This is a genomic window from Klebsiella sp., from assembly GCF_027492335.1.
Lineage (GTDB): Bacteria > Pseudomonadota > Gammaproteobacteria > Enterobacterales > Enterobacteriaceae > Klebsiella > Klebsiella huaxiensis.
This window is the reverse complement of the sequence record NZ_JAPUEW010000068.1, coordinates 78,675-100,451: the sequence shown is the minus strand read 5'-3', so window position 1 is coordinate 100,451 and position 21,777 is coordinate 78,675. Positions and strand designations below refer to the sequence as shown.

At 52.6% G+C, this 21,777-nt stretch carries 18 protein-coding genes and 1 pseudogene; 15 read left to right on the top strand and 4 right to left on the bottom strand.

The features are described 5' to 3' along the window. Positions 1–59 precede the first annotated feature (59 nt). The 11 genes from ndk to QVF11_RS20805 all read left to right on the top strand — a co-directional run bounded on the left by ndk (position 60) and on the right by QVF11_RS20805 (position 10,486). Positions 60–491: a nucleoside-diphosphate kinase gene (gene ndk, locus QVF11_RS20855; RefSeq protein ID WP_004114414.1), complete on the top strand. Its 432-nt coding sequence runs from the start codon at positions 60–62 to the stop codon at positions 489–491. 288 nt (positions 492–779) lie between these two features. Continuing rightward, positions 780–1,946, top strand: coding sequence for a dual-specificity RNA methyltransferase RlmN (gene rlmN, locus QVF11_RS20850; protein WP_112215468.1), 1,167 nt, complete (start codon positions 780–782; stop codon positions 1,944–1,946). 274 nt (positions 1,947–2,220) lie between these two features. After that, positions 2,221–3,210, top strand: a complete 990-nt coding sequence (rodZ, locus tag QVF11_RS20845; RefSeq protein WP_142513076.1) for a cytoskeleton protein RodZ — start codon at positions 2,221–2,223, stop codon at positions 3,208–3,210. Between the two features lie 26 nt (positions 3,211–3,236). After that, on the top strand, positions 3,237–4,358 hold the full coding sequence (gene ispG, locus QVF11_RS20840) for a flavodoxin-dependent (E)-4-hydroxy-3-methylbut-2-enyl-diphosphate synthase (RefSeq protein ID WP_142513075.1): 1,122 nt from the start codon (positions 3,237–3,239) through the stop codon (positions 4,356–4,358). A 91-nt stretch (positions 4,359–4,449) separates the two neighbouring features. Further along, a complete protein-coding gene (gene hisS / locus QVF11_RS20835) occupies positions 4,450–5,724 on the top strand; it encodes a histidine--tRNA ligase (RefSeq protein ID WP_142513074.1) in 1,275 nt (424 codons plus the stop codon). A 34-nt stretch (positions 5,725–5,758) separates the two neighbouring features. After that, on the top strand, positions 5,759–6,379 hold the full coding sequence (locus QVF11_RS20830) for a YfgM family protein (RefSeq protein WP_112215472.1): 621 nt from the start codon (positions 5,759–5,761) through the stop codon (positions 6,377–6,379). A gap of 10 nt (positions 6,380–6,389) precedes the next feature. Further along, positions 6,390–7,568: an outer membrane protein assembly factor BamB gene (bamB, locus tag QVF11_RS20825; protein ID WP_110272112.1), complete on the top strand. Its 1,179-nt coding sequence runs from the start codon at positions 6,390–6,392 to the stop codon at positions 7,566–7,568. A gap of 115 nt (positions 7,569–7,683) precedes the next feature. Next, positions 7,684–9,162, top strand: coding sequence for a ribosome biogenesis GTPase Der (gene der / locus QVF11_RS20820; protein ID WP_112215473.1), 1,479 nt, complete (start codon positions 7,684–7,686; stop codon positions 9,160–9,162). A 159-nt stretch (positions 9,163–9,321) separates the two neighbouring features. Beyond that, on the top strand, positions 9,322–9,699 hold the full coding sequence (locus QVF11_RS20815; RefSeq protein WP_287858974.1) for a TonB family protein: 378 nt from the start codon (positions 9,322–9,324) through the stop codon (positions 9,697–9,699). Between the two features lie 48 nt (positions 9,700–9,747). After that, a complete protein-coding gene (locus tag QVF11_RS20810) occupies positions 9,748–10,137 on the top strand; it encodes a cell envelope integrity TolA family protein (RefSeq protein WP_287858973.1) in 390 nt (129 codons plus the stop codon). A 130-nt stretch (positions 10,138–10,267) separates the two neighbouring features. Next, on the top strand, positions 10,268–10,486 hold the full coding sequence (locus QVF11_RS20805; RefSeq protein ID WP_287858972.1) for a zinc ribbon domain-containing protein: 219 nt from the start codon (positions 10,268–10,270) through the stop codon (positions 10,484–10,486). 6 nt (positions 10,487–10,492) lie between these two features. On the opposite strand, the gene xseA is transcribed toward QVF11_RS20805, so the two are convergent. Further along, positions 10,493–11,863 (bottom strand): exodeoxyribonuclease VII large subunit, encoded by a 1,371-nt coding sequence (gene xseA / locus QVF11_RS20800; RefSeq protein ID WP_142462707.1) that lies wholly within the window; start codon positions 11,861–11,863, stop codon positions 10,493–10,495. 158 nt (positions 11,864–12,021) lie between these two features. Here xseA and guaB point away from each other — a divergent pair, with 158 nt between their 5' ends. Next, positions 12,022–13,488, top strand: coding sequence for an IMP dehydrogenase (gene guaB, locus QVF11_RS20795; protein WP_110272117.1), 1,467 nt, complete (start codon positions 12,022–12,024; stop codon positions 13,486–13,488). 68 nt (positions 13,489–13,556) lie between these two features. Beyond that, on the top strand, positions 13,557–15,134 hold the full coding sequence (guaA, locus tag QVF11_RS20790) for a glutamine-hydrolyzing GMP synthase (protein WP_112215478.1): 1,578 nt from the start codon (positions 13,557–13,559) through the stop codon (positions 15,132–15,134). A gap of 72 nt (positions 15,135–15,206) precedes the next feature. Here the strand turns inward: guaA and QVF11_RS20785 are convergent, their stop codons facing one another. After that, the gene (locus QVF11_RS20785) at positions 15,207–16,403 is read right to left on the bottom strand and encodes an MFS transporter (RefSeq protein ID WP_287859046.1); all 1,197 of its coding nucleotides are present in this window, start codon (positions 16,401–16,403) and stop codon (positions 15,207–15,209) included. Between the two features lie 72 nt (positions 16,404–16,475). Between QVF11_RS20785 and QVF11_RS20780 the strand changes: the two are divergent. Continuing rightward, positions 16,476–17,392: pseudogene (locus QVF11_RS20780) on the top strand (LysR family transcriptional regulator). A gap of 17 nt (positions 17,393–17,409) precedes the next feature. Here QVF11_RS20780 and QVF11_RS20775 read toward each other — a convergent pair. Then, positions 17,410–17,601, bottom strand: a complete 192-nt coding sequence (locus QVF11_RS20775) for a YfgG family protein (protein ID WP_287859042.1) — start codon at positions 17,599–17,601, stop codon at positions 17,410–17,412. A gap of 369 nt (positions 17,602–17,970) precedes the next feature. Here QVF11_RS20775 and QVF11_RS20770 point away from each other — a divergent pair, with 369 nt between their 5' ends. Continuing rightward, positions 17,971–20,190 carry an EAL domain-containing protein gene (locus tag QVF11_RS20770; RefSeq protein ID WP_112215481.1) on the top strand — a complete coding sequence of 740 codons (2,220 nt, stop codon included), beginning with the start codon at positions 17,971–17,973 and terminating at the stop codon, positions 20,188–20,190. A gap of 43 nt (positions 20,191–20,233) precedes the next feature. On the opposite strand, the gene ppx is transcribed toward QVF11_RS20770, so the two are convergent. Beyond that, positions 20,234–21,775 (bottom strand): exopolyphosphatase, encoded by a 1,542-nt coding sequence (ppx, locus tag QVF11_RS20765; RefSeq protein WP_112215482.1) that lies wholly within the window; start codon positions 21,773–21,775, stop codon positions 20,234–20,236. Positions 21,776–21,777 lie beyond the last annotated feature (2 nt).

Below are 21,777 nucleotides of genomic sequence, written 5' to 3'. Positions count from 1 at the left end.
ATTCGCGCCGTATTTATCTGCTCATCTGCAAAACAGAACAACACATATAAGAGGTTATCATGGCTATTGAACGTACTTTTTCCATCATCAAACCAAACGCGGTGGCAAAAAACGTTATTGGCGGCATCTTTTCTCGCTTTGAAGCTGCAGGGTTCAAAATTGTCGGCACCAAAATGCTGCACCTGACCGTTGAGCAGGCTCGCGGTTTTTATGCTGAGCACGAAGGCCGCCCATTCTTCGACGGCCTGGTTGAATTTATGACTTCCGGCCCGATCGTCGTTTCCGTGCTGGAAGGCGAAAATGCGGTTCAGCGTCACCGTGACCTGCTGGGCGCAACCAACCCGGCGAACGCGCTGGCAGGTACCCTGCGCGCTGACTACGCTGATAGCTTTACCGAGAACGGTACCCATGGTTCCGATTCTGTTGAATCTGCTGCGCGCGAGATCGCGTTCTTCTTTGCGGAAGGCGAGGTTTGCCCGCGCACCCGCTAATCCTCGTCGTCTTTTCGACCGTCGCGGTGTTGGCTGCGCGCGTTCACCCCGGTCACATAGTTATCTATGCTCCCGGGGCTTAACTTGCTTGCCGCCTTGCGACAATCGAAAAGCCATAGAGGATTAAGTATGTAGTTACGATTTTTTTATCATTGACTGCGTGCAAGCGTGGTATTGATGCGCCAGACTTTGTAGAATACAGCGCCCCGGACGAGCAGTTGCTCCCGGGGCGTTTCTTTTTCAACCCTCCAGGGGCCATAACGTGTAATAACGAGGCCGGGATCAATTATGTCTGAACAAATAGTCACACCTGATAGCGCCGCTCTGACGGTGCCGAATAAAGATGCCAAAATCAACCTGCTGGATCTGAACCGTCAGCAGATGCGCGAGTTTTTCAAAGATATGGGCGAAAAGCCTTTCCGCGCCGATCAGGTGATGAAATGGATGTATCACTACTGCTGCGATAACTTTGATGAGATGACCGACATCAACAAAGTCCTGCGCGGCAAACTGAAGGAAATCGCGGAGATCCGCGCACCCGAAGTTGTTGAAGAGCAGCGCTCCAGCGATGGCACTATCAAATGGGCGATTGCCGTTGGCGATCAGCGCGTTGAGACTGTGTATATCCCGGAAGACGATCGCGCGACCCTGTGCGTTTCTTCCCAGGTTGGCTGCGCGCTGGAGTGTAAATTCTGCTCCACGGCGCAGCAGGGCTTTAACCGTAATCTGCGGGTATCGGAAATTATCGGCCAGGTCTGGCGTGCTGCGAAAATTGTCGGCGCGGTGAAGGCAACGGGCGTACGTCCGATCACCAACGTGGTAATGATGGGGATGGGCGAACCGCTGCTGAACCTGACCAACGTGGTTCCGGCGATGGAAATCATGCTCGACGACTTCGGCTTTGGCCTGTCCAAACGTCGCGTGACTCTGTCGACTTCAGGTGTGGTTCCGGCGCTGGATAAGCTTGGCGATATGATTGACGTTGCGCTGGCGATCTCCCTGCATGCACCGAATGACACCATTCGTGACGAAATCGTGCCGATCAACAAGAAATACAATATCGAGACCTTCCTGAACTCGGTGCGTGGCTACATTTCGAAGTCCAACGCCAACCAGGGTCGCGTGACTATCGAATACGTTATGCTGGATCACGTCAATGACGGTACCGAGCATGCGCATGAGCTGGCCGAACTTTTGAAAGATACGCCGTGTAAGATCAACCTGATCCCATGGAACCCCTTCCCGGGCGCGCCGTATGGCCGTAGCTCCAACAGCCGTATCGACCGTTTCTCCAAAGTGTTGATGGAGTACGGTTTTACCACGATTGTGCGTAAAACACGTGGCGATGACATTGATGCCGCCTGCGGCCAGCTGGCGGGTGATGTAATCGACCGCACCAAGCGCACGTTGCGTAAGCGTATGCAGGGTGAAGCGATCGACGTTAAGGCAATCTGATAAATGATGCAACGCGCAACCCGGGTTGTGCGTTGCATATTTATGTTGAATAGCCGGGCGAAATACACTGGTTTGGTTAATAATTACGGTGCGTTTTTGTCGACTTTGAGGCAGTATGTAGCGGTACAACAACCGCTTAGCATTCAATATTGATAAGTCTCTGTGATAGTACGTCATACGGCCTTATACTGTTTGTCTGACGTTGAGCAGATGTCTCGCGGCGCGGGGTTACCGGCGCTGAACTTTAAATTTCACGTACCAGTAGTTGTAGCGAATGAATACTGAAGCCACTCAAGACCATCAAGAAGCAAACACCACGGGCGCGCGTCTGCGTACGGCCCGCGAACAACTCGGACTCAGCCAGCAAGCGGTGGCTGAGCGCTTATGCCTGAAGGTTTCCACGGTTCGTGATATTGAAGACGATAAGGCCCCAGCCGATCTTGCTTCAACCTTCCTGCGCGGCTATATCCGTTCTTATGCCCGCCTTGTGCACATTCCCGAAGAAGAACTGCTGCCAATGATGGCGAAACAGGCTCCCATTCGCGCGGCAAAAGTTGCGCCAATGCAGAGTTTCTCGCTGGGCAAACGTCGTAAAAAGCGTGATGGCTGGCTGATGAGCTTTACCTGGCTGGTCCTGTTTGTGGTGATCGGCCTCAGCGGCGCCTGGTGGTGGCAAGACCACAAAGCGCAGCAGGACGAGATCTCCACCATGGCCGATCAATCCACCGCTGAACTGAATTCTGGCGATAATAATAGCCAAAATATTCCTCTGGATAATGATTCGGCGAACTCTGCACCGGACGCTGTTGCTAACAGCGCGCCGGTAGATACTTCTACTGCGCCAGCGGCGTCAACCCCGGCTCCGGCCCCGGTAGATAACAACGCCGTTGTTGCGCCTTCTCAGGCAAATGTCGACACTGCGGCAACTCCAGCGCCTGCAGCGGTGAATCCAACCTCTCCACTACCCACCGATCAGGCAAACGTGGCCGCTACGGCGGCTTCAGCTCAGGATCTGGTGCTGAACTTCTCCGCTGATTGCTGGCTGGAAGTGAGCGATGCCACCGGTAAAAAGTTGTTCAGCGGTTTGCAACGTAAAGGTGGCAACCTGAATCTGAGCGGTCAGGCACCTTATAAGCTGAAAATTGGCGCACCGGCAGCTGTACAGATTCAGTATCTGGGTAAACCCGTCGATTTGAGTCGTTTTATCAGAACTAACCAGGTTGCGCGTCTGACCCTTAATGCCGAACAATCACCGGCGCAGTAATAGACGGGTAACGCGGGAGATTTTTCATGCATAATCAGGCTCCGATTCAACGTAGAAAATCTAAACGAATTTACGTTGGGAATGTGCCGATTGGCGATGGTGCACCTATCGCCGTACAGTCGATGACCAACACTCGCACCACTGACGTGGCGGCGACAGTCAATCAAATTAAAGCGTTAGAACGCGTTGGCGCAGACATTGTCCGCGTTTCCGTGCCGACAATGGACGCGGCTGAAGCATTCAAACTTATCAAACAGCAGGTTAATGTCCCGCTGGTTGCCGATATCCACTTTGATTACCGTATTGCGCTGAAGGTTGCGGAATACGGCGTCGATTGCCTGCGTATTAACCCAGGTAATATCGGTAATGAAGAGCGTATACGCATGGTCGTAGATTGCGCTCGCGATAAAAATATTCCCATTCGTATCGGGGTGAACGCCGGTTCTCTGGAGAAAGATCTCCAGGAAAAATATGGTGAACCGACGCCACAGGCGCTGCTGGAATCTGCCATGCGTCATGTCGATCATCTCGATCGCCTGAACTTTGATCAGTTCAAAGTCAGCGTAAAAGCTTCCGATGTATTCCTGGCGGTTGAATCCTATCGTCTGCTGGCGAAGCAGATCGATCAGCCCCTGCACCTGGGGATCACCGAAGCCGGTGGCGCCCGCAGCGGTGCGGTGAAATCAGCTATTGGCCTCGGTTTGCTGCTTAATGAAGGCATTGGCGACACCCTGCGCGTTTCGCTGGCAGCAGATCCGGTTGAAGAGATCAAAGTCGGATTCGACATTCTGAAATCTCTGCGTATTCGCGCGCGCGGCATTAACTTCATTGCTTGCCCAACCTGTTCGCGTCAGGAGTTCGACGTTATCGGCACTGTTAATGCGCTGGAGCAGCGTCTGGAAGATATCATTACGCCGATGGATATTTCGATCATTGGCTGCGTGGTAAACGGTCCTGGTGAGGCGCTGGTATCTACGCTCGGCGTAACCGGTGGCAATAAGAAAAGTGGCCTGTACGAAGATGGCGTACGTAAAGACAGGCTGGATAACGACGATATGATCGATCAGTTGGAAGCGCGTATCCGTGCCAAAGCATCGATGCTTGATGAAGCACGTCGTATCGATATTCAACAGGTTGAAGCAAAATAACGTGTTGGGAAGCGATACGCTTCCCGTGTATGATTGAACCTGCGGGCGCGAGGCGCCGGGGTTCATTTTTGTATATATAAAGAGAATAAACGTGGCAAAGAACATTCAAGCCATCCGCGGCATGAACGATTATCTGCCGGGCGAAACCGCTCTCTGGCAGCGCATTGAAGGCACACTGAAGCAGGTGCTCGGTAGCTACGGTTACAGCGAAATCCGTATGCCGATTGTAGAGCAGACCCCGTTATTCAAACGCGCGATCGGTGAAGTCACCGACGTGGTTGAAAAAGAGATGTACACCTTTGAGGACCGTAATGGCGATAGCCTGACGCTGCGTCCGGAAGGCACGGCTGGCTGCGTACGCGCCGGTATCGAGCATGGTCTCCTGTACAATCAAGAACAGCGCCTGTGGTACATCGGGCCGATGTTCCGCCATGAGCGTCCGCAAAAAGGGCGCTATCGCCAGTTCCACCAGATTGGCGCGGAAGCGTTCGGCCTGCAGGGGCCGGATATTGATGCCGAACTGATTATGCTGACCGCTCGCTGGTGGCGTGAGCTGGGTATCTCCAGCCATGTTGCGCTGGAGCTGAACTCCATCGGTTCGCTGGAGGCGCGCGCCAACTATCGCGATGCGCTGGTGGCTTACCTTGAGCAGTTTAAAGATAAGCTTGATGAAGACTGTAAACGCCGCATGTACACCAACCCGCTGCGCGTACTGGATTCCAAAAACCCGGACGTACAGGCGCTGCTGAACGACGCGCCAGCGCTTGGTGACTATCTTGACGAAGAGTCTAAAGAGCACTTCGCCGGGTTGTGCGCTCTGCTGGATGCCGCCGGTATCAGCTATACCGTGAACCAGCGCCTGGTGCGTGGTCTCGACTATTACAACCGCACTGTGTTTGAGTGGGTAACGACCAGCCTTGGCTCACAGGGCACTGTTTGTGCCGGGGGCCGTTATGATGGTCTGGTTGAGCAACTTGGTGGCCGTGCAACCCCTGGTGTTGGTTTTGCTATGGGGCTGGAACGTCTGGTTTTACTGGTCCAGGCAGTGAATCCGGAATTTAAAGCAGATCCTGTTGTCGATATATACCTGGTAGCCTCCGGAACCGAAACCCAGTTTGCTGCTATGCGTCTGGCTGAACAGGTTCGTGATGCGTTACCCGGCGTTAAGCTGATGACCAACCACGGCGGCGGCAACTTCAAGAAGCAGTTTGCCCGTGCGGATAAATGGGGCGCTCGTATTGCTCTGGTGGTGGGTGAGTCAGAAGTCGCTGACGGAAACGTGGTAGTGAAAGATTTACGCTCAGGTGAGCAAACTACCGTAACGCAGGATAGCGTTGCCGCGCATTTGCGCACACTTCTGGGTTAATCTCCCGGGAATCATTAGTCAGGAGAAGGACTGCGTGGAAACTTACGATAACGAAAACGATCAGGTCGATGCGCTGAAGCGTTTCTTTGCCGAAAATGGCAAAGCGTTGGCCGTCGGAGTGGTTTTGGGCGTTGGCGCACTGGTTGGCTGGCGCTACTGGACATCCCATCAGTTAGACACTGCCAGAGGTTCGTCTCTGGCCTATGAGAATGCGATTTCCGCGCTTAAATCGGATAAGCCAGAAGCACTGAACGCGGCGCAGAAATTTGCCGCTGACAGTAAAAACACTTACGGTGCGTTTGCGTCTCTTGAGCTGGCGCAGCAGTTTGTCGATAAGAACGACCTGCAGAACGCTGAAAAGCAGCTTCAGCAGGGGCTGACAGCCGCTTCTGATGATAATCTGAAATCGGTTATCAATATGCGTCTTGCTCGCGTTCAGCTGCAGCTGAAACAGCCTGATGCCGCGTTAAAAACCCTTGATGCCGTTAAAGGCGAAGGTTGGACCTCAATTGTTGCTGATTTGCGCGGTGAGATCCTGCTGAGTAAAGGCGATAAGCAAGGGGCTAAAGCGGCCTGGGAAGCGGGCGAGAAAAGTGATGCTTCACCGGCGCTCAGCGAAATGATGCGTATGAAAATAAATAATTTGTCCATCTGAGAGGGACTCGATGCAATTGCGTAAATTACTTTTGCCAGGGCTGCTTTCCGTTACTTTATTGAGCGGTTGTTCGCTGTTTAATAGCGAAGAAGATGTGGTGAAAATGTCACCATTGCCGACGGTGGAAAACCAGTTTACGCCGTCCACGTCCTGGAGCACCTCAGTTGGCGGCGGTATCGGCGAATTTTACTCTAATCTTCACCCGGCGTTTGCCGATGGCGTTGTCTATGCCGCCGATCGGAAAGGCACTGTTAAAGCTCTGAATTCAGGTGACGGTAAAGAAGTATGGTCGGTTAACCTGGCAGAGAAAGACGGCTGGTTCTCCCGCGCGCCTGCACTGCTTTCCGGCGGCGTGACCGTTTCCGGCGGTCATGTTTATATCGGTAGTGAAAAAGCCAAAGTCTTTGCGCTGAATACCAGCGATGGCACCGTCGCGTGGGAAGCGAGCGTGGCGGGTGAAGCCATTTCTCGTCCGGTGGTGAGCGACGGCATGGTTCTGATTCATACGACCAACGGTCAGTTGCAGGCTCTGAACGAGGCTGATGGTGCAGTAAAATGGACCGTCAACCTTGATATGCCAGCGCTCTCCCTGCGTGGTGAATCCGCTCCCGCTACCGCCTACGGTGCTGCCGTTGTTGGTGGTGACAACGGTCGCGTAAGCGCGGTGCTAATGCAGCAGGGCCAGATGATTTGGCAGCAGCGTATCTCTACCGCGACCGGCCCGACTGAAATCGACCGCCTTAACGACGTCGATACAACTCCGGTTATCGTTAACGGCGTAATTTATGCGCTGGCCTATAACGGCAACCTGACGGCGCTGGATCTGCGTAGCGGCCAGATTATGTGGAAACGCGAGCTGGGTTCAGTGAACGATTTCATTGTTGACGGCAACCGTATTTACCTGGTTGACCAGAATGACCGTGTGCTGGCGCTGACCACTGACGGTGGCGTGACGCTGTGGACGCAAAGCGATCTACTGCATCGCCTGTTAACTGCGCCGGTGTTGTATAATGGAAATCTGGTCGTCGGCGATAGCGAAGGCTATATGCACTGGCTCAACCCGGAAGATGGTCACTTTGTGGCCCAGCAGAAAATGGATAGCTCCGGCTTCCTGACCGACCCGGTAGTTGCTGACGGTAAACTGCTGATTCAGGCCAAAGACGGCACGCTGTACGCAGTTACGCGTTAAGTACAGCGGTAGTTTGTTTTTGAGAAACGGCCCCTGGCAGACAGGGGCCGTTTTGACTTTTTTAGAAACGTCGTGAAAAGCGACGTTGTATCGATTTTTGTAAGAGGCATTTAACATGATACCTGTGGTCGCGCTTGTCGGGCGCCCTAATGTTGGAAAATCCACGCTTTTCAACCGTTTAACGCGCACTCGTGATGCGTTGGTCGCGGATTTTCCGGGGCTGACTCGTGACCGTAAGTACGGTCGTGCTGAAGTAGAAGGTCGTGAATTTATCTGTATTGATACAGGCGGGATCGACGGTACCGAAGATGGCGTAGAAACGCGGATGGCGGAACAGTCGCTGCTGGCGATTGAAGAAGCGGACGTGGTGCTGTTTATGGTCGATGCGCGCGCGGGCTTGATGCCTGCGGATTCAGCAATCGCCAAGCATCTGCGCTCTCGCGAAAAACCGACCTTCCTGGTGGCGAACAAAACTGACGGTATCGATGCCGATCAGGCAGTTGCTGATTTCTGGTCGTTGGGTTTGGGTGAGATTTACCCGATTGCCGCTTCGCACGGTCGTGGCGTTACCAGCCTGCTGGAGCACGTGCTGCTGCCGTGGGTTGACGAAGTGAACCCGCCGGAAGAAGTTGACGAAGACGCGGCATACTGGGCGCAGTTTGAAGCCGAGCAGAATGGCGAAGAAGTTGAAGAGCCGGAAGATGACTTTAACCCGCAGGATCTGCCAATCAAGCTGGCGATTGTAGGACGTCCGAACGTCGGTAAGTCAACGCTCACCAACCGTATTCTGGGTGAAGACCGCGTGGTGGTCTACGATATGCCCGGTACCACTCGCGACAGTATCTATATCCCGATGCAGCGCGATGAGCGTGAATATGTGCTGATTGATACCGCGGGCGTACGTAAGCGCGGAAAAATTACCGATGTCGTAGAGAAGTTCTCGGTGATTAAAACGCTACAGGCTATTGAAGATGCTAACGTCGTGCTGCTGGTGATTGATGCACGGGAAGGTATTTCCGATCAGGACCTGTCTCTGCTGGGCTTTATCCTCAACAGCGGCCGCTCGCTGGTGATTGTCGTCAATAAATGGGACGGCCTGAGTCAGGAAGTAAAAGAGCAAGTGAAAGAGACCCTGGACTTCCGTCTGGGCTTTATCGACTTCGCCCGCGTGCACTTTATCTCCGCACTGCACGGCAGCGGCGTAGGTAATCTGTTTGAATCCGTACGTGAAGCCTACGACAGCGCAACCCGTCGCGTGGGTACCGCCATGCTGACTCGCATCATGACCATGGCTGCCGAAGATCACCAGCCGCCGCTGGTGCGAGGCCGTCGCGTGAAGCTGAAATATGCTCACGCCGGTGGCTATAATCCGCCAATCGTGGTTATCCATGGTAACCAGGTGAAAGATCTGCCGGATTCTTACAAGCGCTACCTGATGAACTACTTCCGCAAATCGCTGGAAGTGATGGGTACGCCGATTCGTATTCAGTTCAAAGAAGGGGAAAACCCGTTTGCTAATAAACGTAATACCCTGACGCCGAACCAGATGCGTAAGCGTAAGCGTCTCATCAAACATATCAAGAAAAGCAAATAAGCTATTTGCCTGAATAAAGACTCCAAAGCCCACATCTGTTGGGCTTTTTTATTTAGCGCGATCGCCAATTAACCACAATAAGGTAAACCTGCTTGAGGTAGTTGTATAAATATGAGAAAAATCAGTGAGGGTTAATGCTTCTATGACAATGAGGTCAAAATGAAAAAAATTTTAGCTATCCTGATGCTGTTTATTACCCCAATCGCGTATGCCGCTGAATCACAACCTATTGAACCTCGAATTAAGCCTGTTTATCCCGCTAAAGCTGAGAAAAAAGGAATCTCAGGTCAGGTTAAGGCGCAATTTGATGTAGACGATAATGGCCTCGTCACTAACATTCAATTGTTAAGTGTTGACCCTTCCGGAATGTTTGATAACGAGGTCAGGGCAGCCATGAACAAATGGCGATATGTTAAAGGGAAGCCCTCCAGGAATAACATCATTACCATTAACTTCAGGCCGGGGCCGTCTTCCGTAGAGGTGCCATCGCCAAACCAGCCGGGTAGCATTCAAAGTAGGGGTGTTCCTTTTAGATAAGAAGAATACGTTTTATGGGGAATCGTTTAAAGGAATGGGAACAGGGATATGAAAAAGATAATAATAGGTATTTTGGTCATCTTTACCAGCGGCTGTGCGCCGCTTCATCCTTCGGATTGCCATAAAACAACAGCGCTTGGGGACTGCAGTTCTGGGCGTTTCACTGACAAAGATGAGTATGGCAGGCAGGCGAGGGCGATTAAAGAGTCTATAGAGTCCCAGCTACCCGATCGCTACGGATGGACGGGCAAAAAATGCAGGATACACGTGAGTTTTAGCTACGATGGACAACTGAATAGCATCACAACAAGCGAAGGTAACAAACAATATTGTGCCGCGCTGGTTGCCGCCGCTAAACGGGCCACCTTTGCGCCGTTTACCAATGAGAAAATTTATGATGCGTTTTCTCAATCGCGATTCAGCATGCAGGGTGAATAAAACGAAACTCGGTGATGGATGAATAGCCTGTTTGTCATTAATGATTATCCAGTTGCAACAGCTGCTTCTCGGCCCCCACTCGCTGCAAACGTGATAAAATAACAAAATATAAACGTCGTCAGGAGTCACTATGGAATTTGATTGCCCCGTCTGCCACGCGCAGCTTGATATTCAGGCTAATAGCGCCCACTGCGATCGTTGTGCTAAAGATTTTATTGTGGAAGCACGCTGCCCGGACTGCCACAAACCGCTGGATGTTTTAAAGGCCTGCGGCGCGGTGGATTACTTCTGCCAGAACGGACATGGGCTGATTTCGAAAAAACGCGTGGAGTGGGTGGAAACCGAATAACCGACGTTACTTCTTCTTCGCCCGGGTTTTCTTCACGGGCGTCACCGTTTTTACCTCGCTCTCTACCCAGCCGTCGTTCAGGCGGGTAGTAAGTAAATCCCCTTCACGTACCTGCCTGGTTTGTTTCAGGACTTTGCCGTCGCTGGCGGACGTCACGCTATAGCCGCGGGCAAGTGTCGCCAGCGGGCTGACGGCTTCCAGATGCGTCACCATATTGCCGAAGCGTTCGCGCTGCTCGCCAAGCCGGGCGCGGATGTTTTCCGCCAGCCGGAATTCCAGTTGTTGAATACGGCTCTGGGCGCGGTGAATACGCGGCTGCGGGTTTTGTTGACTCAGACGCTGCGTAGCGCGCTGTTGGCGCTGATCTGCACGTTTTATCTGCGTCTCAAGAGCGAAACGCATCCGCTGACGTAATCTCTCCAGTTCCGTTTGCTGACGCGCCAGCCGCAGCTGAGGATGCTGCTGCTGCAGACGGTGAAAAATCTGGGTGAAGCGACGGTGGCGATTGGCCAGGAAGTAGTCCATCGCCATCTCCAGACGCTGCTGACCGGACTGCAGCTGGCGCAGCAGTTCCTGCTGATTGCGGCTGACAATCTCTGCGGCAGCGGAAGGCGTTGGCGCGCGCAGGTCGGCGACAAAATCGGCGATAGTCACGTCGGTTTCGTGACCCACGGCGCTGACGATTGGAATAGGGCTGGCAAAAATCGCGCGCGCTACTCGTTCGTCGTTAAAGCTCCATAAATCTTCCAGCGAACCGCCGCCGCGCCCAACAATCAGCACGTCGCATTCATGACGCGCGTTGGCCAGTTCAATCGCGCGAACGATCTGCCCCGGAGCGTCTTCGCCCTGAACGGCGGTCGGATAGATAATGACCGGCAGGGAGGGATCGCGGCGCTTGAGCACCTGTAAAATATCGTGCAGCGCGGCCCCGGTTTTAGAGGTAATAACTCCCACGCAGTGCGCAGGGGAGGGAAGCGCTTGTTTGTGCCGCTGATCGAACAGCCCTTCCGCAGCCAATGTGGCCTTAAGCTGTTCATACTTCTGCTGAAGCAGACCTTCACCCGCCGGTTGCATACTCTCAACGATAATCTGGTAATCGCCGCGCGGCTCGTAAAGCGTGATGTTGGCGCGTACCAGCACCTGTTGCCCGTGCTGCGGGCGGAAGGTCACGCGGCGGTTACTGTTGCGGAACATCGCGCAGCGCACCTGGGCGTTATCGTCTTTTAAGGTGAAGTACCAATGTCCGGATGAAGGCTGGCTGAAATTTGAAATCTCGCCGCTAATCCATACCTGACCCATTTCACGTTCCAGCAGCAAACGAACCGACTGATTCAGGCGGCTAACCGTGTAAATTGAGGGGGATTGAGATGGCAACATGTGAGCAAGATCAAATTCTAAATCAGCAGGTTATTCAGTCGATAGTAACCTGCTGAGAGGGGATCGCAAGTATTATTTGCAAAAAAGGGTAGATGCAATCGGTTACGCTCTGTATAATGCCACGGCAATATTTATCCACCCAGGTCGAGATATTGCCCATGCTACGTATCGCTAAAGAAGCCCTGACGTTTGACGACGTCCTCCTCGTTCCAGCACATTCAACCGTTTTGCCAAATACCGCCGATCTCAGCACTCAACTGACGAAAACCATTCGTCTGAACATTCCTATGCTTTCCGCTGCAATGGATACCGTGACTGAAGCGCGTCTGGCGATTGCCCTGGCACAGGAAGGTGGCATCGGCTTTATTCATAAAAACATGTCCATTGAGCGCCAGGCTGAAGAAGTTAAGCGCGTGAAAAAACATGAATCCGGTGTGGTTTCCGACCCGCAGACTGTCCTGCCGACAACCACCCTGCGTGAAGTTAAAGAGCTGACCGAACGTAACGGTTTTGCCGGTTATCCGGTCGTGACTGAAGACAATGAATTGGTCGGTATCATCACTGGTCGTGACGTGCGTTTCGTTACTGATATGAACCAGCCAGTCAGCGTTTATATGACGCCGAAAGAGCGCCTGGTCACCGTGCGTGAAGGTGAAACCCGCGAAGTAGTGCTTGCCAAAATGCACGAAAAACGTGTTGAGAAAGCGCTGGTTGTTGACGACAGCTTCCATCTGCGCGGCATGATCACCGTTAAAGACTTCCAGAAAGCAGAACGTAAGCCAAACTCCTGTAAAGATGAGCATGGTCGCCTGCGCGTAGGCGCGGCGGTTGGTGCGGGGGCAGGCAACGAAGAGCGTGTTGATGCGCTGGTTGCTGCGGGCGTTGACATTCTGCTGATCGACTCTTCCCATGGTCATTCTGAAGGCGTGCTGCAGCGTATCCGTGATACGCGAGCCAAATATCCTGACCTGCAAATCATCGGCGGTAACGTGGCTACCGGCGCGGGCGCACGTGCCCTGGCGGAAGCGGGCTGCAGCGCGGTCAAAGTGGGTATCGGCCCAGGTTCCATCTGTACGACTCGTATCGTGACCGGCGTGGGCGTTCCGCAGATTACCGCCGTTTCTGACGCGGTTGAAGCGCTGGAAGGCACCGGTATTCCGGTTATTGCCGACGGTGGTATTCGTTTCTCTGGCGATATTGCCAAAGCGATTGCTGCAGGCGCAGCTGCCGTAATGGTTGGCTCCATGTTGGCCGGTACCGAAGAGTCTCCGGGCGAGATCGAACTCTATCAGGGGCGTTCTTACAAATCTTACCGCGGTATGGGTTCCCTCGGTGCGATGTCCAAAGGCTCTTCTGACCGCTACTTCCAGACCGATAACGCCGCCGACAAACTAGTACCGGAAGGTATCGAAGGTCGCGTCGCTTATAAAGGTCGCCTGAAAGAGATCATTCACCAGCAGATGGGCGGCTTGCGCTCCTGTATGGGGCTGACCGGTTGTGGTACCATCGACACCCTACGGACCAAAGCGGAATTCGTGCGCATCAGCGGCGCGGGCATCCAGGAGAGTCACGTTCACGACGTGACGATCACCAAGGAATCGCCTAATTACCGCATGGGCTCCTGATTTTCTTCGCCCGGCCATGCGCCGGGCGATTTATTTAACCTGTTTCACTTGCCTCGGAATTATCGTCAATGACGGATAACATTCATAAACATCGTATTCTTATTCTGGACTTCGGTTCTCAGTACACCCAACTGGTGGCGCGTCGCGTTCGTGAATTAGGTGTCTATTGCGAACTGTGGGCATGGGACGTCACTGAAGCTCAAATTCGTGAGTTCAACCCTAACGGCATTATTCTTTCCGGCGGCCCGGAAAGTACCACTGAAAATAACAGTCCGCGCGCGCCGCAGTATGTGTTTGAAGCTGGCGTACCGGTATTTGGCGTGTGCTATGGCATGCAGACCATGGCGATGCAGCTGGGCGGCCACGTTGAAGCCTCTAATGAGCGCGAATTTGGCTATGCGCAGGTTGAAGTTCAGACCGATAGCGCGCTGATCCACGGCATTGAAGATGCGCTGAGCGCAGACGGCAAAGCTATGCTGGACGTCTGGATGAGCCATGGTGATAAAGTGACCGCCATCCCGTCTGACTTCGTCACCGTTGCCAGCACCGAAACCTGCCCGTTTGCCATTATGGCTAACGAAGAGAAGCGTTTCTACGGCGTGCAGTTCCACCCGGAAGTCACTCATACCCGTCAGGGTTTGCGTATGCTTGAGCGCTTTGTGCTTGAGATCTGCCAGTGTGAAGCGCTGTGGACGCCAGCTAAAATTATCGACGATGCCATTGAGCGCATTCGTCAGCAGGTTGGCGACGATAAAGTGATCCTCGGCCTGTCCGGCGGCGTAGATTCTTCTGTTACCGCGATGCTGCTGCATCGCGCGATTGGTAAAAATCTGACCTGCGTATTCGTTGATAACGGCCTGCTGCGCCTGAATGAAGCTCAGCAGGTAATGGACATGTTCGGCGATCGTTTCGGCCTGAACATCGTTCACGTTGAAGGTGAAGAGCGTTTCCTGAGCGCGCTGAAAGGTGAAAATGACCCGGAAGCAAAACGTAAAATCATCGGCCGCGTCTTTGTTGAAGTGTTTGATGAAGAAGCGCTGAAGCTGGAAGATGTCAAATGGCTGGCGCAAGGGACTATCTACCCTGACGTCATTGAGTCTGCGGCATCTGCAACCGGTAAAGCACACGTCATTAAATCTCACCACAATGTGGGCGGCTTGCCGAAAGAGATGAAGATGGGCCTCGTTGAACCGCTGCGTGAGCTGTTCAAAGATGAAGTACGTAAGATTGGTCTCGAACTGGGTCTGCCGTACGACATGCTGTATCGCCACCCGTTCCCGGGACCGGGCCTCGGCGTGCGCGTGCTGGGCGAAGTGAAGAAAGAGTACTGCGACCTGCTGCGTCGCGCTGATGCCATCTTCATCGAAGAGTTGCACAAAGCTGACTTGTACAACAAAGTGAGCCAGGCGTTCACCGTCTTCCTGCCGGTTCGCTCCGTCGGCGTCATGGGCGATGGCCGTAAGTACGACTGGGTGGTTTCCCTGCGTGCTGTCGAAACCATCGACTTTATGACCGCGCACTGGGCGCATCTGCCGTACGATTTCCTTGGTCGCGTCTCCAACCGCATCATCAACGAAGTCGACGGTATTTCCCGCGTGGTGTATGACATCAGCGGTAAGCCGCCAGCGACCATTGAGTGGGAATGATTTCTCCTCGTAATAGCTAAATTTTTGCTGACTAAAACCCTCTTTGAAAAGAGGGTTTTTTATCCTCGCTGTTTACGATCGCTTGCCAGCCGTTAGCGGTAATTTTATATGTTGGTTGAATGCAATCGATACTGCCAACCCTACCACTATCAACGTTAGTGTAGCGGAAACCGCCAGGCTTCCCTGAATCCCAAGATGATGATTAAGCCACGCATAGGCAAAAGGCGATACGGCTGCTAACAGTTGCGCGGGAATTAACAGAATGCCAGTGCGATGGGCGTAATCTTCGACGGCAAAAAGTTGTAACGGCAGCGTTGCTTTAAATATGGTTGTCAAACCGTTGATTGCGCCATAGCCCAGTACGAACCCACCGGCCGCCCAGGACAAATAAGGCCCACTCAGGCCAAGCACAAAGCAGAGCGGCATCAGCATGGTGGTCAATAGTGTTAGCCTCAATGGCGTTAATGCTGAACCGGATGCCAGTTCAAGAAAGCGAGCGCCGGTTTGCCCAATCCCCCAGAGCATTCCCACTGCAACAGGAAGTCCGTAGTTGGCAATAAACTCCGGCAGATGCGTCGATGTGCCGTTGGAGACAAAGGTGACCAGCGCAATCAGTGCTGCATACAGCAGAGCTGGGCGCCGATCGTGGCGGGAAATCGGATTGTGTGGTTTTTTCCGTATTGGCGAGGGGAGTTTATGATTCGGCATAGTCCACAACAACACGGCACTAACCAGACCAAAAAGGGCGTAGATCTGCAGAGCATGCCGCCAGTCCATCTGCGTCAGTAGCCATGTTCCGCATGGCCAGAAAATAGCCGAGGCCAATCCTCCGGCCAGAGTCACGCGTGAGATAGTTAGCCTGGCACGCTGTCCGTAAAGATTCACCAGCGCAGAGAACATCGTCTCGTACAGCGCCAGTCGCATGCCGATACCTGTCAATATCCAGGCGGCGAACCAGCTCGTCAAGCCGTGAATATTTGCCATGATGAGGCAACCCGTTGAGATCATCAACGTGCCGGAGATAACCACCCGTTGGCCGCCAAAGTGGGCCAGTAGTCGGGCGATAAACGGAGAGGTTAGCGCCATCATCAACATCGCAATAGTCAGGCCCAGGTAGATTTGCGTTGCGGCCCAGTTGGTGTCCTGGGCAATAGCTCTGGCGAAAGTCCCGGGCATATAAAACGATATCCCCCAGTTGATCAGTTGATTGCATCCGGCGGCAAGGGTGACAAAGCCTGGTGCGGAGAGTGATTTTTCAGGTGTTTTCATCATCTTCCATTCTGTTACGCTGTTGTCGGCAGCATACCCTGCAAGCCATTGTGCAGGCAGGCCAGTTCGTTTATGACCCCTATAAGAGAAACTTTGTGATGATGATGCTCAATCTGGGAAATCTGGCGACTTTTCGTCTGGTGGTACAGCGTGGGAGCTTCTCCGCCGCTGCTGACGTGCTGGGATTATCGCAGCCCGCGGTAAGCCTGCAGGTGCGTCAGCTGGAGCAGTTTCTACAGACGCGATTGATTGAACGAACCGGGCGTGGTATTAAAGCGACGGCGGCCGGAATTGCCTTGCTGGCGCACAGCGAGAAGATTGAACTGGCGGTAAGCGCGGCGGTGCAATCAGTTAGTGAATTTAGCCGTGAAATCAGTGGATCAATATCGCTTGGCTCCGGAGCAACTGCCTGTATCCACCTTTTACCTCCGCTACTGCAGAAGCTGCATCAAGATCATCCTCTGCTGACGGTTAGGGTCACGGTCGGCAATACTCTGGAGGTGGTCCGTGCTATTGAGGAGAACCGGCTTGACCTGGGACTGTGTACGCTGCCGGCAAACGGGCGCAGTCTGGCGGTGACGCCGGTTTTAGATGAAGAGTTTGTGTGTATTTTCAGCGATGGACAGGACGAGTTGCCATCGCGTCTGACACCAGAGATTCTGCAATCCTTGCCACTAATTGCTTTTGAAGTGGGGAGTGGAACCCGGGATCTGATTGACGGCTGGTTTCGCACAAATGGACTGATGGTCGTGCCAGTGATGCAGTTAGGCAGCATTGAGGCGATTAAACGCATGGTGCGCGCGGGGCTGGGGTTCAGTATCGTGCCGCGAATGGCGGTAGAGCATCCACAGGATCGCGTCGGCTTAAAAGTTCAATCGTTGACCCCGCTGCTGCATCGTCAGTTAGGTGTGGTTATGCGGCAAGATAAAGTCATCAGCAAGGGAATTGCTGAGATGCTGCGTTTACTACATCAAGTGGGCAACAGATAGTTGGGTACCGCGTGCGCTTATTTTCGTACGGGTGCGTCCGTTGGGGCTGACGGCTCAACGGTGATGGTCGATTGTTGCGATTGTTTCTTGTCCTGATGATGATGCCAGGCGCCGATAGAGGAGTAGACAAAACGTCCAAAAAAGAAGATAAAGCTGATTAGCAGTACGATACGGGTCATGCGACGGTTAAATCGATGTCGTTTACGCATACTGGGTGCCTGACTCACAAAAGGTTCCTTGAAGTATACCCGCAGGGCGGGCGATATGCGTATTAAGGCACAGGAAAGCGGTGGGGTCAATTGATGCGGATGTAAAAATCCGACGGTCAAAACATTAATTAATGTTATATAAGATGATTGTCGTATTTACATGCTTTCTGTTTATGGCGTTTGAGTGCTAAAAAATAAGATTTATTAATATTTGCTGCGTGATTTTTTGATTTATATCAATCGCCTGTTCTCACTGATAACTAAAATCTCCAGCCAGTTCTGCGTTATTATTTTTGGCGCGATTATGATGGTTGGTCGGATGCCTGCCTGAATATACCCTGCAGGATTTAGGGTTATCGTTGAGCATCTATGAGATTAATTAAACTTTACAGGCAATATCGGGATAAATGGTGGGCATTACCGCTCGTCTTACCCACGTTTTTGCTTCCTGTATCAAGATGGGCCAATACCGTTGCTGTGCTGAATGGCAATGACGTTTTTCTTTACTATTTGCCTCTGGGATTAGTGCTTAGCCTGATGCTTTTTTTTGGCTGGGCTGCGTTGCCGGGGATCGTGCTCGGCCTGCTACTTTCCATTACGTACGGCATGACGGCGGAAGATTCCGTTGGCGTTATTTTCCATTTCCTTATTCCAGCGGTGCTGTGTTGGGGAGGTTATCGTATTTTTGTGCCGCGCAGGCAGCAAATCTCTCACGGTAACGTCGGACTGATGCCTCACCGATTGTTCTGGCAAATGCTGCTACCATCGCTGATTTTTCTGGTTCTCTCTCAACTTGCCGAATACCTTGGTATTCATCCTCGTGCCACGGGGCTGTTGGGCGTAAATCCCTTTAGTTTACGTACGTTAATCGCTTTTCAGGCATTGATGGTGGGGTGTTTGACCGGTATACCGTTATGCTATTTTTTGATTCGAATTATCCGAAATCCACTCTATATCCGTGGATTTATTTCTCAGGTTCGCCTGCAAATTGATCCGAAAATAAAATGCCTTGAGATCATTTTATGGGCAGCAGCATTGTTAGTATTACTAATCTTACTATTAATGCCATTGAACAGTTCTAGTACTATTTTTAGCACAAACTATACGTTGTCATTACTTATGCCAGTCATTTTATGGGGAGCGATGCGCTTTGGTTATCGTTTCATATCATTGATTTGGCCGCCGGTTTTGATTGTTATAATTCATTTTCATTATCAATACTTACCGCTTTCTCCGATTTATAACAATCAACTGGCTATTACCTCCTCTAGCTATCTGGTTTTCTCTTTTATTATCGCCTACATGGCAATGTTGGCGACTCAGCAGAGGGCTATCTACGCTCGCGTGCGCCGAATGGCCTTTCTCGACCCGGTTGTTCACTTGCCCAATTTGCGCGCGTTGAGCCGCGCGTTGAATCATTCATCCTGGTCAGTGCTGTGCCTCTTACGTATTCCTGAGCTGGAAATATTAGGCCGCCATTATGGCGTTCTGTTGCGTATTCAATACAAGCAGCAGCTGGCAGAGTCACTTGGCGGGTTTTTGATGCCGGGGGAGGATGTCTATCAGATGGCCGGGCATGAGCTGGTGGTCCGCCTCAACAGTGAAGACCACCAGCAGCGAATTCCCCTGTTGTATGAGCATCTCAAAAAGTTTCGTTTTGTCTGGAATGGTATGCCACTGCAGCCCCCGGTGGGGTTTAGCTATTGCAACGTTCGCTCCCCGGTGGTTCATCTGCATTTACTGCTTGGCGAGCTCAATAGCGTTGCCGACCTTTCGTTGGCGACCGGGAGTCCGGAAAACTTGCAGCGCCGCGGTGCTATCAATTTGCAGCAAGAGTTGAAAGACAAAGTCACGATAATGAACCAGCTGGTGAAGGCGTTGGAACAGGATAGATTCCTTCTGATGGCGCAACCGATCGTTGGCATTCGTGGTGATAGTTATCATGAAGTCTTACTCCGAATGCTGGATGACAGCGATAAGATAATCATGCCGGACGTTTTTTTACCGGTAGCGTATGAGTTTGGCCTCTCTGCGCGCATTGATAGCTGGGTTCTGGAGCATACGCTCATCTTTATGGACAAGCAGCGCAAGAAGCTGCCGGGGATGCGCCTGGCGATTAATATCTCGCCCTTTTCAGTGAGTAATAGCCATTTTCATCATCAGGTAAAAGCGCTGCTGGAACGTTATGACATCGAACCCTGGCAGATTATTTTTGAGTTGACCGAGAACCATTCGCTGACCAATCCTGAGCAGGCGCGGCAAACCCTGGCGCACTTGCAGGATATGGGGTGTCGCGTGGCCATTGATGACTTTGGTACCGGTTATGCCAGCTATGCGCGGCTAAAAACAATGAATGCTGATCTGCTGAAAATAGACGGTAGCTTTATTCGTAATCTGCTGACCAGCAGCCTGGACTATCAGGCTGTCGCATCCATTTGTCTTCTGGCACGAATGAAAAATATGCAGGTGGTGGCGGAATATGTTGAAACGGCGGAAATTCGCCAGGCGGTGATTTCGCTGGGAATCGATTATATGCAGGGCTACGATATCGGTAAACCCGCACCACTTGAGCGACTTGCCGATGGTTGAACATCATTGAATGGGCCGATCAGTCCGGCCCATATGAGGTGGATTAAGGCGCTATATCAGGCTGTTCTTCTTCGCTAATCTTCAGCCACCAGTCCGGAACGCCTTCCCAGTACTCCTGCTCTTTTTCCAGATCGAGCAGCACCAGCGCATTTTGACTGAACCAGTCATGGGGGAAAACAAGCGTCCAGTGGTTAGCTTCGGTCTTCAGCGTTAAGGTCGGCGGCGTTGTCGTCGCCTGACGCTGATTATTCAGCAGCACGCCGAGGCGCAGGAGCTGGATCAGCGGCAGAAACTGCTTTTTCTTAAACAGTGTAAAACGTGGCAAATCATCCAGCTTGATCGCTTTACGGTGATAACGAACTAACGTCGCCATCAGCATTTGCTGTTCCTGATTAAAGCCCGGCAGGTCGCTGTTTTGCAGGATATAAGCCGAGTGACGATGCATGCCGCTATGGTTAATGTTTAAGCCGACTTCGTGTAGCATGGTTGCCCACTTCAGTAGCGCCGCGAGATGTGGGTTGGCAAGCTTAGGGTTCTGCTCCTGCCACTGCTCAAACATATGCGTGGTTGTCTCCAGCACCCGACGCGCTTGTTCGCGGTCGATATTGTACTGGTTAGCCAGACTTTGCGCGGTACGGCTACGAATATCCTGATGGCGGAAACGTCCTTCCATTTCGTACAGGACGCCTTCGCGCAGTGCACCGTCGGACAGGCGCAGTTCCTTAATCGCCAGCGCATCGAACACGCCGCAGAGAATAGCCAGGCCTGGCGCGAAAACGGCTTTTCGGTCTTCAGAAAGTCCCGGCAGGCTAAGAGAGTCGAAATTTTTATATTTCAGCAGCTCTTCGACCAGCATTTCGAGGCGTTCAGGGGTAATAAAGCCATCTTTCTCGCCCATAGCGACCAGCACTTCATGAGCAGCTTTAATGGTGCCGGAGGCACCGAGGGCGACGTTCCAGCCCTGAATGCGGAACTGCCAGGCCAGCGTTTCCAGTTTCTGTACTGCCGACAGGCGCGCGCGCTGGAAATTCTCTTTGCTGATAATACCGCCAGGGAAATAGACCTGGGAAAAGCTCACACATCCCATGCGACGGCTTTCCACCAGGCGAGGTTCGAAATCCTCGCCAATAACCAGCTCGGTAGAGCCGCCGCCGATATCAATAACCAGTTTACGGCCTCGCTCTGGCTGCGTGTGCTCAACACCCATAAAAATCAGGCGCGCTTCTTCGTTGCCAGGGATTATCTCTATCGGATAGGGGATAACCTTTTCTGCGCGCTTGAGGAACTCAGCTGCGTTTACTGCCTGGCGTAACGTGTGCGTCCCGACGATGCAGACGCTGGAGGGGGAAAAACCCTGCAGGCGTTCAGCAAATAGCGACAGGCAGTTCAGCCCGCGCGTAATGGCCTCTTCGCTCAGCACAGAGTTTTCATCCAGACCATCGGCCAGATGCACCCGCTGTTTAAGGCGACCGATGATCTGCATTGCCCCGTCAACGACACGGGCGATCACCATATGAAAACTGTTCGAACCAAGGTCGACCGCAGCAAACTCCTGCGGCCGAGGGGCTTTTTCGTTTATTGGCATAG

Excerpts from the sequence above, each read along its gene's own strand:
- ndk (WP_004114414.1), top strand. The coding sequence starts at position 60 with ATGGCTATTGAACGTACTTTTTCCATCATCAAACCAAACGCGGTGGCA.
- rlmN (WP_112215468.1), top strand. The coding sequence starts at position 780 with ATGTCTGAACAAATAGTCACACCTGATAGCGCCGCTCTGACGGTGCCG.
- rodZ (WP_142513076.1), top strand. The coding sequence starts at position 2,221 with ATGAATACTGAAGCCACTCAAGACCATCAAGAAGCAAACACCACGGGC.
- ispG (WP_142513075.1), top strand. The coding sequence starts at position 3,237 with ATGCATAATCAGGCTCCGATTCAACGTAGAAAATCTAAACGAATTTAC.
- bamB (WP_110272112.1), top strand. The coding sequence starts at position 6,390 with ATGCAATTGCGTAAATTACTTTTGCCAGGGCTGCTTTCCGTTACTTTA.
- der (WP_112215473.1), top strand. The coding sequence starts at position 7,684 with ATGATACCTGTGGTCGCGCTTGTCGGGCGCCCTAATGTTGGAAAATCC.
- QVF11_RS20815 (WP_287858974.1), top strand. The coding sequence starts at position 9,322 with ATGAAAAAAATTTTAGCTATCCTGATGCTGTTTATTACCCCAATCGCG.
- QVF11_RS20810 (WP_287858973.1), top strand. The coding sequence starts at position 9,748 with ATGAAAAAGATAATAATAGGTATTTTGGTCATCTTTACCAGCGGCTGT.
- QVF11_RS20805 (WP_287858972.1), top strand. The coding sequence starts at position 10,268 with ATGGAATTTGATTGCCCCGTCTGCCACGCGCAGCTTGATATTCAGGCT.
- xseA (WP_142462707.1), bottom strand. The coding sequence starts at position 11,863 with ATGTTGCCATCTCAATCCCCCTCAATTTACACGGTTAGCCGCCTGAAT.
- guaB (WP_110272117.1), top strand. The coding sequence starts at position 12,022 with ATGCTACGTATCGCTAAAGAAGCCCTGACGTTTGACGACGTCCTCCTC.
- guaA (WP_112215478.1), top strand. The coding sequence starts at position 13,557 with ATGACGGATAACATTCATAAACATCGTATTCTTATTCTGGACTTCGGT.
- QVF11_RS20785 (WP_287859046.1), bottom strand. The coding sequence starts at position 16,403 with ATGAAAACACCTGAAAAATCACTCTCCGCACCAGGCTTTGTCACCCTT.
- QVF11_RS20775 (WP_287859042.1), bottom strand. The coding sequence starts at position 17,601 with ATGCGTAAACGACATCGATTTAACCGTCGCATGACCCGTATCGTACTG.
- QVF11_RS20770 (WP_112215481.1), top strand. The coding sequence starts at position 17,971 with ATGAGATTAATTAAACTTTACAGGCAATATCGGGATAAATGGTGGGCA.
- ppx (WP_112215482.1), bottom strand. The coding sequence starts at position 21,775 with ATGCCAATAAACGAAAAAGCCCCTCGGCCGCAGGAGTTTGCTGCGGTC.